The following is an 11,797-nucleotide window of genomic DNA, read 5'->3' as shown; positions in this document are numbered from 1 at the left end:
ATTCCGGCCAGACTGGCCCCAACAGCATCACCGTCGACGAAGAAGGATGACTCATGACCACCCTCTCCCATTGGATCAACGGACGCAGCGTTCCCGCGGACGCCGACTCCCGCCTCGGCGATATCACGAATCCCGCCACCGGCGAGGTCAGCGGCCAGGTCGCCTTCGCATCGAAGGCCACTGTCGAATCCGCGATCGCGAACGCCGCCGAGACCTTCCCCGCCTGGCGCGACACCTCCCTGGCGAAGCGGACGTCCATCCTGTTCAACTTCCGCGAACTGCTCAACTCCCGCAAGCAGGAGCTGGCTGAGATCATCACCGCCGAACACGGCAAGGTCGTCTCCGACGCCCTCGGCGAGGTCGCGCGCGGCCAGGAAGTCGTGGAGTTCGCCTGCGGCATCGCCTCCCAGCTCAAGGGCGGATACACGGAGAACGCCTCGACGAAGATCGACGTCCACTCTCTGCGTCAGCCCGTCGGCGTCGCCGCCGTCATCTCTCCTTTCAACTTCCCGGCCATGGTCCCGATGTGGTACTTCCCGGTCGCCATCGCCACCGGCAACACCGTGGTCCTCAAGCCCTCGGAGAAGGACCCCTCCGCGGCGAACTGGATGGCCGAACTGTGGAAGGAAGCCGGTCTGCCCGACGGCGTCTTCAACGTCGTCCACGGCGACAAGGAGGCCGTGGACACGCTGCTCGAAAGCCCCGATGTCGCCTCGGTGTCCTTCGTCGGATCCACCCCGATCGCGAAGTACGTCTACGAGAACGGGACCGCCGCCGGCAAGCGCGTGCAGGCGCTCGGCGGAGCGAAGAACCACATGCTCGTCCTCCCCGATGCCGACCTCGACCTCGCCGCCGATGCCGCCGTCAATGCCGGTTACGGTGCCGCGGGAGAGCGCTGCATGGCGATCTCTGTGGTCGTCGCCGTCGACTCGATCGCCGATGAGCTCGTGGCCAAGGTCGCCGAGCGCACCCGCACCCTGCGCATCGGCGACGGCACAGACGAACCGGACATGGGTCCGCTGGTGACCGCCGCGCACCGGGACAAGGTCGCCGGCTACATCGACGCCGGAGTCGACTCCGGTGCGACCCTCGTCCTCGACGGCCGCGACCACGACCATGCCGACGGCTTCTTCCTCAACCCGACCCTGTTCGACAACGTCACCACCGACATGTCGATCTACACCGACGAGATCTTCGGTCCCGTGCTCGCCGTGGTCCGCGTCCCCGGCTACGACGAAGGCATCGAGCTCATCAACGCCAACCCCTACGGCAACGGCACCGCGATCTTCACCAACGACGGCGGCGCCGCCCGCCGCTTCGAGAACGAGATCGAGGTCGGCATGGTCGGCATCAACGTACCGATCCCCGTGCCGGTGGGCTACTACTCCTTCGGCGGCTGGAAGAACTCGCTGTTCGGCGACACCCATGCCTACGGCGAGGAGGGCGTGCACTTCTTCACCCGCGGCAAGGTCGTGACCTCCCGCTGGCTCGACCCCAGCCACGGCGGACTCAACCTCGGATTCCCGACCAACGACTGAACCCCGACGGCCGAACCCCGACGTCACACCCTGATGTCGCACCACGACGACGAACCACCTCGGCGAAGGAGCCACCATGACGACGATGAATAAAGATGATCTGCAGTCGGCCGAACTGCCGATTCCGGCCGACGGTGCCGGTGCCGACGACGCCCGGGCCGATGCCGCCCGGATCGACGCTGCCCGGATCGGCGAGGGCAGTCTCGCCGCGGGCCGGCGCGCCTATGAGCTCGACCGGGCGCACGTCTTCCACTCCTGGCAGGCGCAGGGACCGTTCACGCCGATGACCATCGTCGACGCGGAGGGCCCATACGTCTGGGACGGGGAGGGGCGGAAGCTGCTCGACATGTCGTCCCAGCTGGTCAACACCAACATCGGCCACCAGCACCCGGGCGTCGTCGCCGCGATCCAGGAGCAGGCGGGCAAACTGTGCACGATCGCACCGCAGCACGTCAATGATGCTCGCTCCGAGGCGGCCCGGCTGATCACCGAACGCACCCCCGGCAACCTCGACCACGTCTTCTTCACCAACGGCGGGGCCGATGCCAACGAGCATGCGATCCGGATGGCGCGCCTGCACACGGGACGGACGAAGGTGCTCTCCGCCTACCGCAGCTACCACGGCGGAACCCAGCTGGCCGTCAATGCCACGGGCGACCCCCGGCGCTTCGCCAACGACTACTCGGCCGAGGGCATCGTCCACTTCATGCCCGCCTACCAGTACCGCTCCTACTTCAACTCGACTTCCGAGGCCGAGGAGACGCAGCGGGCGCTGGCTCACCTCGAGGACATGATCACGCTCGAAGGCCCGGGCAATATCGCGGCCCTCCTCATGGAGACCGTGCCCGGTACCGCCGGTATCTACGGACCTCCTGCCGGCTACCTCGAAGGCGTGCGAGAGCTCACCGCCAAGTACGGGATCGTCTTCATCGCCGACGAGGTGATGGCCGGCTTCGGCCGCACCGGTCGCTGGTTCGCCGTCGACCATTGGGATGTCACCCCGGACCTCATCACCTTCGCCAAGGGCGTCAACTCCGGCTATGTGCCGCTCGGGGGAGTCGCGATCAGCGATGAGATCTTCGAGACCTTCCGCGACCGCGTCTACCCGGGCGGGCTGACCTATTCGGGACACCCGCTGGCCTGCGCGGCCGCAGTGGCGACCATCAACGCGATGGACGACGAGGGGATGGTCGACAACGCTGACCGCCTCGGCCGCGAGATCATCGGTCCGGCCCTGCGGGAGATCGCACAGCGGCACCCCTCCGTCGGCGATGTGCGCGGAATGGGCTGCTTCTGGGCCGTCGAGCTGGTCAAGGACCGGACGACGAAGGAGCCGCTGGCGGCCTACGGCGGCAGCTCACCGGAGATGAACGAGGTCATCGCCGCGATCAAGGCCGGAGGTGTCGTGCCCTTCGCGAACTTCAACCGGATCCACGTCGTCCCGCCGCTCAACACCCCCGATGCGGACGTCCGCTTCGGACTCGAGGTCCTCGACCGGGCGCTGGACGTCGCCGACGGCTATGTGAGCTGACAACCTCGGCGATCAGGTGCGGTTCGGGCCAGCTCTTCAGGCCCGGTTGCGGGTCTGTTGCGGGCCTGCTCTTCGGGCCCTGCTGCGGTTCGAGATCGCCGTGTGACTCCTGCCCCGTCCGAGTGGAGAATACTCAGGTATTCTCTGCCCGGGCAGCGCTCATTCTGTGTCGGTCCCGGGGAGGCATCTGCCCTGGTCACCGGAGAGCGCCTACCTCGGTCGCTAGAAGACACTCGCCCTGCTGATAGGTGAATATTCGGTGAACGAGGTGGAATCACCTCGAATTCTGGATGAAGTTCCGGCGAAGTTGGCGGTAGACTTTTGCGGGATTGAGGCCGCTGCCTGCCAGCTGAATCATCCACGGTCCGAATTGTGTCTACGCCCAAGGTCGCTTAGTGGAAATCATCTTCGTCGTCGTGCTCGTCATCGCACTGGCACTGTTCTTCGACTTCACCAATGGCTTTCACGATACGGCCAATGCCATGGCCACCCCGATCGCCACGGGGGCGATCAAGCCGAAGGCGGCGGTCACCCTCGCCGCTCTGCTCAACCTCGTCGGGGCCTTCCTCTCCACCGAGGTGGCCAAGACCATCTCCGGCGGCATCATCAAGGAAGGCGGCGGGGGAGTCCAGATCACCCCGGACTTCATCCTCGCCGGACTCATCGGCGCCATCATCTGGAACATGGCGACCTGGCGCTTCGGCCTTCCCTCCTCTTCGTCCCATGCTCTCTTCGGCGGCCTCATCGGCGCGGCCATCGTCGGTGCAGGACTCAACTCCGTCGATTTCGGAGTCTTCCTCTCCAAGGTCGTTCTCCCGGCCCTGGCCGCCCCGATCATCGCCGGCGTCGGTGCCTATCTGTGCACCCGGCTGGCCTACTCGATCACCCGCCGCAATGACGACGGGAAGACCGCCCACCGGGCGCCGTTCAAGTACGGACAGATCTTCTCCTCCTCCCTCGTCGCGCTCGCCCACGGCACGAATGACGCCCAGAAGACCATGGGCGTGATCACGCTGGTGCTCGTCTCCGCGAACCTGCAGGAACACGGGACCGGGCCGCACATCTGGGTCATCACCGCGTGTGCCTTCGCCATCGCGCTGGGCACCTACGTCGGCGGCTGGCGGATCATCGACACCCTCGGAACCAAGCTGACGACCGTCAAGCCCGCCCAGGGCCTGTCCGCAGAGACCTCGACCGCCGCTGCGATCCTCGCCTCCTCGCACCTCGGATTCGCGCTGTCGACGACCCAGGTCGCCTCAGGATCGGTGCTCGGCTCAGGGCTCGGACGCAAGGGCGCCGATGTGCAATGGTCCACGGCCGGACGGATCGCCTCCGGCTGGCTGCTGACCATCCCCGCCGCCGCCATCGTCGGTGCCGCGGCGGCATTCGTCGCTCACCTCGGCGTGGTCGGCGTCATCATCGACACCGTCATCGCCGTCGTTGCAGTGCTCTGGATCTTCCTCAGCTCGCGCCGCGGCGAAGAGACCGACATCTCGAACTTCGACACCGTCGGCGAGGCGGTCAACATCCGCGGGCGCAAGCGCAAGCTGCGCAAGGACCGCAACCGCAAGCGCGCCGAAACCAAGCGCGCGGACCGCCGCGAAGCCTGGGACGAGAAACAGGCGGCGAAGGCGAAGCGCCGCGCCTCCCGTGGTCGTCAGGCGACCGCCGTCGACGAGCATTCGACCGCCGCCGGCGGACCCGGAAGCTCCGGCATTCCCGGCAGTCCGGGTGGTGCCGCCGGACCAAGCGAGACCGAAGCTTCGCAGCAGACTGACAAGGGAGACGCGAAATGATCGAGTGGAGCTCATTCCTCATCGTCGCGGTCGCGACCTGGGTGTCGGCGATCGTCGTCATCACCCTCTACTCGACGGCCGTGCGCATGCGTGCCGTCCATGTCGACCTCCTCGCCGAGGGACGGCCCAAGCCGCTGTTACGGCTCGGCTACTGGTCGGTCTTCGGCATCTGCGGTCTCCTCGTGCTGCTCGGCGTCTACCTCATCGTGCCCGCACTCCACGGAGCCTGAGGACCGCGGGTAGCCGACGAGCCGAGGTAGATTCAGCAGTGTGGTCAGATCCCAGGATGACAGCGCCGATCTCACCCCCGATCTTCTGAAAGACAGCGCCGAGGCGAACCCGAGACGCCTCGAGAAGTGGCGGCAGGAGTTCGAGCGAATCGGCCGAGTGGTGCTGCGGACGAGTCTGCTCAAGACCCTCGGCGCTGCCGTGGTCTCGTGGCTCTTCGTCGCTGCGCTGGTCACCATGTTCGTCGTGACTCCGGTGACGAGGTGGAACCCGCAGTCGGATGACTTCGGCGCCAGGTCGGGGCCAGATCAGGGCCAGACCGCATGACGTGCTAGCGTGCGGCTATGACTGCGACCATGTCAACGCCGACGGTCGACGACCTGCCGGGCATCATCGACGCCGTGTCATCATGGCAGCGGGAAGGCGCACCGATGCAGGTGCATCCCGGAGATCTCGGGTGGTATGAGAGATTCGGCACCGAGGCGCTCGCCCGCGCCCTCCGAGTCTGGACATGGGGACGGGCTCAGTCACGGGATCAGGCCAGGTCACGGTCGGAGCAGATTGCTGCAGTCGGCTTCCTCGACGAGACCGAGCTGATCCGTATGGCCATGGACCCTGAACTCTTCGACGACGACGAGCTCGCCTCCGACATCGCCGATGATCTCGTCTCACGGCTCGACGATCTGCTGCCTGCCGGCGCAGGCATCGTCGAAGCCCGATTCGGAGGTGCACTGGCCCGAGTGCTCGCCCAGCGCGGGTGGTCGGACGATGAGCCGTGGACCCCTCTGCATCGTGACCTGGCTCGTCCTGTGCCGCCCGGGGCGCTCGTCATCCGGGTTGTCGGGTGGGAACTTGTCGAGGATCGCATCAGGGTGGAGGCGTCGGCGTTCCCCGGAGCATCGCTGTCCACTGAGCGCTGGCATCAGATGGCGCGGGGACATGCGTATCGCCATGGCCGATGCCTCGCCGGCTACGACGAACGCGGGTCGGCCGTTGCGGCGACGACGATCTGGTCGGCTGGAACGCGACGGCCCGGGATCATCGAACCCCTGGGCGTCCATCAGGAGCATCGTGGCCGTGGGCATGGGCGGGCGATCACCCTCGCCGCGGCCGAGGCCCTGCGCGGAATGGGCGCGTCGAGCGCAATGGTGGCGACCCCGTCGTCGAACGTTGCCGCGGTCGCGGCCTACCTGTCTGCGGGGTTCGAATCGCTCGGCGAAGCGACCGACCTCCGGCGACCGGCGTCTACTATGCCTTCGGAGCCACACGCAACGCCCGGCAACGCAGCACCGCCGACACATGTTGCACCCGGCCGCGCACCACTGGCCGCACACATAACGCCGCGAGAGTGACACGTCCTACCGGTGCTCCTGTAGGACGTGTCACTCTCGCGAGGTTATGCGTCTTCTGGGCCGCTTCCGGGGCCCTCCGCCACCCGATGTTGGTCACGGACACGACAATCCCCCAACCGCCTCGGCGAGGGTTGGGGGATTGTCAGTGCCGGCCGGAGCCGGTCGCTGCGAGAATTCTGACCCGCGCTGAGCCTCAGGCGAGACCGAGACGCTCGCGGAGGTTGTCGACCTCGGCGCGCAGCTCGGTGGGAACCGAATCGCCGAGTTCGGCGTACCAGTCCTCGATCAGTCCGAGTTCGGTCTCCCATTCCTCGGGCTTGATGGCCAGCGCCTTGCGCAGCTGCTCGTCGGTGAAGTCGAGGCCTTCGGTGTCGAGGCCGCCTTCGACGGGGGTCAGGCCCAGCGGGGACTCGACGGCCTCGGCGGATCCGGTGACGCGTTCGAAGACCCACTTGAGAACGCGCGAGTTCTCGGAGAATCCGGGCCACAGGAACGAGTTGTCGGCATCGCGGCGGAACCAGTTGACGTAGAAGATCTTCGGCAGCTGGGCTCCGGCGGTGTTGCCGATGTCGAGCCAGTGCTGCAGGTAGTCTCCGACGTTGTAGCCGATGAAGGGACGCATCGCCATGGGGTCGCGGCGGACGACGCCGACGGCTCCGGTCGCGGCGGCGGTGGTCTCCGAGGAGAGCACCGAGCCCATGAACACGCCGTGGTTCCAGTCCTTGGTCTCGGTCACCAGCGGCATGGTCGTCTTGCGGCGGCCGCCGAAGAGGATCGCCGAGATCGGCACACCGTTGGGGTTGGTCCACTCGGGGGCCAGCGTCGGCACGTTCTCGATCGGGGTGCAGAAGCGCGAGTTCGGGTGGGCGGCCGGAGTCTCGGACTCTGGCGTCCAGTCGTTGCCCCTCCAGTCGGTGAGGTGAGCGGGCTTCTCGTCGGTCTTGCCCTCCCACCACACGTCGCCGTCATCGGTCAGCGCGACGTTGGTGAAGATGTTGCCGCCGGCCTCGATGGCGCGCATCGCGGTCGGGTTGGTCGTGTAGCCGGTGCCCGGTGCCACGCCGAAGAGGCCGAACTCGGGGTTGACAGCGTAGAGCTGGCCGTCCTCGCCGAAGCGCATCCAGGCGATGTCGTCACCGAGGGTCTCGGCCTTCCAGCCGGGGATGGTCGGCTCGATCATGGCGAGGTTGGTCTTGCCGCAGGCCGAGGGGAACGCGGCGGCGATGTACTTGACCTCGCCCTCCGGGCTCGTCAGCTTGAGGATGAGCATGTGCTCGGCCAGCCAGCCCTCGTCGCGGGCGACCGCCGAGGCGATGCGCAGCGCGTAGCACTTCTTGCCCAGCAGCGCGTTGCCGCCGTAGCCGGAGCCGAAGGACCAGATGGAGCGCTCTTCGGGGAAGTGGGTGATGTACTTCGTGGAGCTGCAGGGCCAGGCGACATCGTCCTGACCCGGTTCGAGCGGGGCGCCGACCGAGTGGACGCACTCGACGAAGGAGGCGTTCTGGGCCTCGATCGCGTCGAGTGCGTACTTACCGGAGCGGGCCATGACGAGCATGGAGAGCACGACGTAGGGCGAATCGGTGACCTCGATGCCGAACATCGGCTGGTCCGCCTCGGCGTGGCCCATGACGAAGGGGATGACGTACATGGTGCGACCGCGCATTGCACCGTCGAAGAGACCATTCAGGGTCTCCTTCATCTCGGCGGGGGCGACCCAGTTGTTCAGCGCGCCGGCATCCTTCTCGTCTACCGAGCAGATGTAAGTGCGGTCTTCGACGCGGGCGACGTCCTCGGGATCGGAGGCGGCGTAGTATGAGTCCTTGGTGCCGGTGAGGCGCACGATGGTTCCCGCCGCGACCAGCTGGTCCGTGATGAGAGCCTTCTGCTCCTGCGAACCGTCGACCCAGACGATGTCATCGGGGGTGGTGAGGGTGGCGATCCGGCTGACGAACTCGAGCACCGACTCGTTGGCGGTCGGTGCGTTCTTCAGCTGGTCAGCGACGACGTCATGGTCGAGGACAGTCATGAGTGGTCTCCTGGTCAATCGGGGGTGCGGGGTTCCGCCGAGCGGTTGGTACATCTCCACCGTAGGACTCGGCGCCGCGCGAAAATCGCGGTTTCCGGTAACGCGAAGATGTGCATTGGGTCACAAGAAGGGCCCTGTTGACGTGAATGAAGCAATGATGTGACGTTTCTTTTCTTATATGTGACGCATTTTTGCTCAGTTTGAGATCCCCTGAAATCCGCGCTTCTGCGCCACCCTCGCCGAGGCGGTTCCGCCGGTCTTGGTGAATGTGGCGAAGCGCACGGGTGACGAATTTGAGCTTGGGTGAACACCGTGTGTATAGTTGTTCGAGTTGCAGGGCGAGAGTCCGGTCGACATGCGCCACTAGCTCAACGGATAGAGCATCTGACTACGGATCAGAAGGTTGGGGGTTCGAATCCCTCGTGGCGCACCGAGAAGAAACACCGCCATTCGGACCATCCGGGTGGCGGTTTTCTGCATTCAAGCCCAGTGTCCACGTCGCCGGTACTCGAGCGAGGAGCTCAAGCCGATTCGCGACCGCCACAATGTCACGTGGCTTAGCGTTGCCGGCTTCCCACTGGGAGTAGGCGCTACTTCCGACTTCCAGGTGTTGCGCGATCTGCTTCTGGCTCCACCCATTGTCGACGCGAATCTTGCGCAGCCGGTCAGCGAGGGACCATTCGGGGACGCGCAGACCAGGCTCGGGAGAAGTCACCGCTTGCGTGTAAGTGTTCATATCGAGATTATGACACCTTCAGTAAAGTTGCGCAAGGTTAAGAATCTAGGTACGACACACCCAAAATGAGTTGACTTAACTTTCACCACTGTGCTTAAGTCATCCTCATGAAAGTTAAGCATACTCAAGTTTCGGCCGACGACCGCCTCACGGTGGCCGCCGCAGCTCGGATCGTAGGAGTGCACCCACAGACTCTCCGGGACTACGAAAAGGCTGGCCGCATCGAGTCTTCGCGCACCCCAGGTGGGCACCGCCGATACATCAGAGAAGATGTCGAGGCGCTCGCCGCAGGATCCTCACCGACAACGGGTGAACAGCCCGCCCCCGCATCGAAGCGGGTGGCGTCATGAGTCGCTTCGACATCAGCAAAGCCACCGTCGGCACTCTCGTCGCTGAACGTGTCGGTGTCTCTCAGATCAAATCCGGATCCATCACGAGAGTCCGTTGGTCTCGGCTCCCGCGTATCATGCGCAGCCGCCGATCGATCTTCGCGATGAGGCGGCCGGCATGAACTCGACACTGTTAAACCGCGCCGCCCCAGAATTCGCCTCCCTCGGGAACATTGACCTTCGTGGTGAGCGTGAAGATGATCAGGATCTCTTCTCCGCTGATCGGAACGATTTGCGTGTTGACTACATCCCACCCGTCCATCTGCTCCGAAATCTCGGGAATGGAATTCACGAGGTCGAGAGTCAAGGACTTCGCTGCACCTGCTTCTGGGGGGATGAGAGCCGTCGCCGGCTGACGGAACGTGACGAAGCGGTATTCCGAGGACATGATTCTTCCCTTACGGGTTACGGCGCTGACCGGTTATCGGCGCCTACAGCAACGGCGGAAGCTCCTACTTCTGTCGTTGGGGACATCGTAAGGGATGCGCCTGACACGTCTCCCGGGTCTTATCCATGCCCGGTCGAGGAGTCAGGTGCCACAGGTGCGGCCGCCAGTGAGGGGTCACTGCGTCGGCCGCACCACAATCCGTTCACCCAGTCAGGAAGTGATCAACGATGACCACACCAGTCACGCCCGCAGATGTTCGCCGTCCGGTCCGCCTCAAGGAGGCCACGGACCTCGCCTACCATCTCGCGCACGTCGTCAAGGAGTACCCGGCTGCTCGTCGTGACGGGTTCGCCGCGCAGCACCTCGACCGCATCGAGAGTGTCCTCGCCTCGGCGACGGCTGCGATCGAGGAGATTCTGCGCGACGAACGGGAGCTCGGAACTGTCCACGAGGCTGCCAAGTACCCGCCCAAGAAGGTGGCATTCGGCTCTGACGGAAGTGCCGAGAGCATCCCGGTGTCGGTAAGCGCCCAGGAGATCGCCACAGCGCTCGACGGTGTTGAACTCGCCGTCCGGAAGCTCCCGGAGCCGACGGTTCCGCCGTCGCTGCTCGAGTCCATGCGTCACCGAACGGACTGCGACTGATGGAACGCAAGGAGATGCCTGACGAGGCTACCCAGGAGCTCGTCGATGCGGTGTTCAATCTCAAGATCGAGACTCACCACCGCCTCACGGATCTGGCTAACGCAGTGCAGCGGCTCTCCGTCGACTACAGCCACGACGTCGGGAGCACTCTCGCGATCGGTGACCAGATCCGCACGATCTACGACGACGCCGATGAGGCGCTGCTCGCGCTGAGGGCGATTGTCGAGGTCGAGGTCATCGACAAGGTTCGGACCCTGCTCGACGCGGACGAGTCCACCCCATAGGCGGGTGGGTGCTGGCGGAAGGGGAAGCCCCGGCATCCACCTGAACACCCCGGAGAAATGAAGTAGCCCCCGCCGTGCAGGGCGAGGGCCGAGTAGATCGGATCGATCGTGAACATCACTCTAGACCAACACACTGACACGACACCAGATCGTGCCGAAATCAGGAGGCAGATCTTCGTGAAGCGCCGCTTCTTCGCCTTGTTCCTGCCCCTCATCCTTATCGGCGCGGTGCTGTACATCATCGCTTCGGCGGCCACGCTGACGATCAACGGCCTCAGCCTCCTCGGCGCCGGCGTGATCGGCCTCGGCATCGTCTCGGCCGCCTGGGATGCCGGTGATCACCGATGAGCCCGGTGAAAGGGCAGCGGGACGCCGTCATCGACGCCGTGAACATCTCCACTCACGTCGAGGACCAGAAACGCATCGACGCAGCCATGCGCCGTGTTGCTCGCCGTGATGCTGGGTTCCTCGACCCGAACAAGGTACGCACTCAGCTCGCGAATCAGTACGGGCTCTCCGTGGATCCGCGCGTGCTCTCGGCCCGGTACAGCTACCTGCGTTCGCACAGGGTCATCGAGCGTGCCGGCACGATCATCAACCGTGACTCTGCTGGTCGGAACCAGGGCAAACCGATGTGGCTCTACGAAGTCATCGATGAGGCCTGGCTGAACATTGAGGACGGTGAGCAGCCGTGAGGTATCCGGTGAAGGTCCGCCAGGAACGACCGACCGTGACACGTGCTCCGCACTCCCGACGGTTCTGGGAGGTGCACGCCAGGAACAGTCTCACGAAGGCCTACGAGTACTACGCCTCGGTGTGGACGTTCGAGGACGCGATCGAGCTGGCCGAGCGCGTGTGGCCACGAGTGAACAACGTGAACCCCCT

14 protein-coding genes and 1 tRNA gene are annotated in these 11,797 nt (G+C 65.2%); 12 read left to right on the top strand and 3 right to left on the bottom strand.

All coding sequences use genetic code 11. The annotated features are described in order from the left end of the window. The first annotated feature begins 53 nt into the window (after positions 1 to 53). From CV023_RS11905 to CV023_RS11880, 6 genes are all read left to right on the top strand, one after another. A complete protein-coding gene (locus CV023_RS11905) occupies positions 54 to 1,538 on the top strand; it encodes a CoA-acylating methylmalonate-semialdehyde dehydrogenase (RefSeq protein WP_230745924.1) in 1,485 nt (494 codons plus the stop codon). A gap of 76 nt (positions 1,539 to 1,614) precedes the next feature. Continuing rightward, on the top strand, positions 1,615 to 3,069 hold the full coding sequence (locus CV023_RS11900; RefSeq protein ID WP_230745923.1) for an aspartate aminotransferase family protein: 1,455 nt from the start codon (positions 1,615 to 1,617) through the stop codon (positions 3,067 to 3,069). A gap of 395 nt (positions 3,070 to 3,464) precedes the next feature. Continuing rightward, positions 3,465 to 4,865, top strand: coding sequence for an inorganic phosphate transporter (locus CV023_RS11895; RefSeq protein WP_230745922.1), 1,401 nt, complete (start codon positions 3,465 to 3,467; stop codon positions 4,863 to 4,865). Next, positions 4,862 to 5,095 carry a hypothetical protein gene (locus CV023_RS11890; RefSeq protein WP_230745921.1) on the top strand — a complete coding sequence of 78 codons (234 nt, stop codon included), beginning with the start codon at positions 4,862 to 4,864 and terminating at the stop codon, positions 5,093 to 5,095. The genes CV023_RS11895 and CV023_RS11890 overlap by 4 nt, the downstream gene beginning before the upstream one ends. Before the next feature lie 40 nt (positions 5,096 to 5,135). After that, a complete protein-coding gene (locus tag CV023_RS11885; protein ID WP_230745920.1) occupies positions 5,136 to 5,420 on the top strand; it encodes a hypothetical protein in 285 nt (94 codons plus the stop codon). Between the two features lie 17 nt (positions 5,421 to 5,437). After that, a complete protein-coding gene (locus CV023_RS11880) occupies positions 5,438 to 6,445 on the top strand; it encodes a GNAT family N-acetyltransferase (protein WP_230745919.1) in 1,008 nt (335 codons plus the stop codon). Between the two features lie 193 nt (positions 6,446 to 6,638). Here CV023_RS11880 and CV023_RS11875 read toward each other — a convergent pair whose 3' ends face one another. Continuing rightward, a complete protein-coding gene (locus tag CV023_RS11875; RefSeq protein ID WP_230745918.1) occupies positions 6,639 to 8,471 on the bottom strand; it encodes a phosphoenolpyruvate carboxykinase (GTP) in 1,833 nt (610 codons plus the stop codon). 357 nt (positions 8,472 to 8,828) lie between these two features. On the opposite strand from CV023_RS11875, the gene CV023_RS11870 reads away from it, so the two are divergent. Beyond that, a tRNA-Arg gene (locus CV023_RS11870) sits at positions 8,829 to 8,901 on the top strand. Here the strand turns inward: CV023_RS11870 and CV023_RS19160 are convergent. Then, positions 8,860 to 9,207 (bottom strand): helix-turn-helix domain-containing protein, encoded by a 348-nt coding sequence (locus CV023_RS19160; RefSeq protein WP_350309930.1) that lies wholly within the window; start codon positions 9,205 to 9,207, stop codon positions 8,860 to 8,862. The genes CV023_RS11870 and CV023_RS19160 overlap by 42 nt on opposite strands. Positions 9,208 to 9,314: 107 nt before the next feature. Here CV023_RS19160 and CV023_RS19155 point away from each other — a divergent pair, with 107 nt between their 5' ends. After that, a complete protein-coding gene (locus CV023_RS19155) occupies positions 9,315 to 9,557 on the top strand; it encodes a MerR family DNA-binding transcriptional regulator (RefSeq protein ID WP_350309908.1) in 243 nt (80 codons plus the stop codon). 172 nt (positions 9,558 to 9,729) lie between these two features. On the opposite strand, the gene CV023_RS11865 is transcribed toward CV023_RS19155, so the two are convergent. Continuing rightward, on the bottom strand, positions 9,730 to 9,984 hold the full coding sequence (locus tag CV023_RS11865) for a hypothetical protein (RefSeq protein ID WP_230745917.1): 255 nt from the start codon (positions 9,982 to 9,984) through the stop codon (positions 9,730 to 9,732). A gap of 227 nt (positions 9,985 to 10,211) precedes the next feature. Here CV023_RS11865 and CV023_RS11860 point away from each other — a divergent pair, with 227 nt between their 5' ends. The 4 genes from CV023_RS11860 to CV023_RS11845 all read left to right on the top strand — a co-directional run bounded on the left by CV023_RS11860 (position 10,212) and on the right by CV023_RS11845 (position 11,607). After that, positions 10,212 to 10,628 (top strand): hypothetical protein, encoded by a 417-nt coding sequence (locus CV023_RS11860; RefSeq protein WP_230745916.1) that lies wholly within the window; start codon positions 10,212 to 10,214, stop codon positions 10,626 to 10,628. Then, positions 10,628 to 10,912, top strand: a complete 285-nt coding sequence (locus tag CV023_RS11855) for a hypothetical protein (protein ID WP_230745915.1) — start codon at positions 10,628 to 10,630, stop codon at positions 10,910 to 10,912. The genes CV023_RS11860 and CV023_RS11855 overlap by 1 nt, the downstream gene beginning before the upstream one ends. 177 nt (positions 10,913 to 11,089) lie before the next feature. Next, on the top strand, positions 11,090 to 11,260 hold the full coding sequence (locus CV023_RS11850; protein WP_230745914.1) for a hypothetical protein: 171 nt from the start codon (positions 11,090 to 11,092) through the stop codon (positions 11,258 to 11,260). Continuing rightward, positions 11,257 to 11,607 (top strand): hypothetical protein, encoded by a 351-nt coding sequence (locus CV023_RS11845; RefSeq protein WP_230745913.1) that lies wholly within the window; start codon positions 11,257 to 11,259, stop codon positions 11,605 to 11,607. Before CV023_RS11850 ends, CV023_RS11845 begins: the two co-directional genes overlap by 4 nt. The last annotated feature ends 190 nt before the right edge of the window (positions 11,608 to 11,797 follow it).

Origin of the sequence: Brevibacterium sp. CCUG 69071 (assembly GCF_021023135.1) — a bacterium.
Taxonomy (GTDB): Bacteria; Actinomycetota; Actinomycetes; order Actinomycetales; family Brevibacteriaceae; genus Brevibacterium.
Note: the sequence above shows the minus strand (reverse complement) of the source record. Positions and strands in the feature narration are given on the sequence as shown.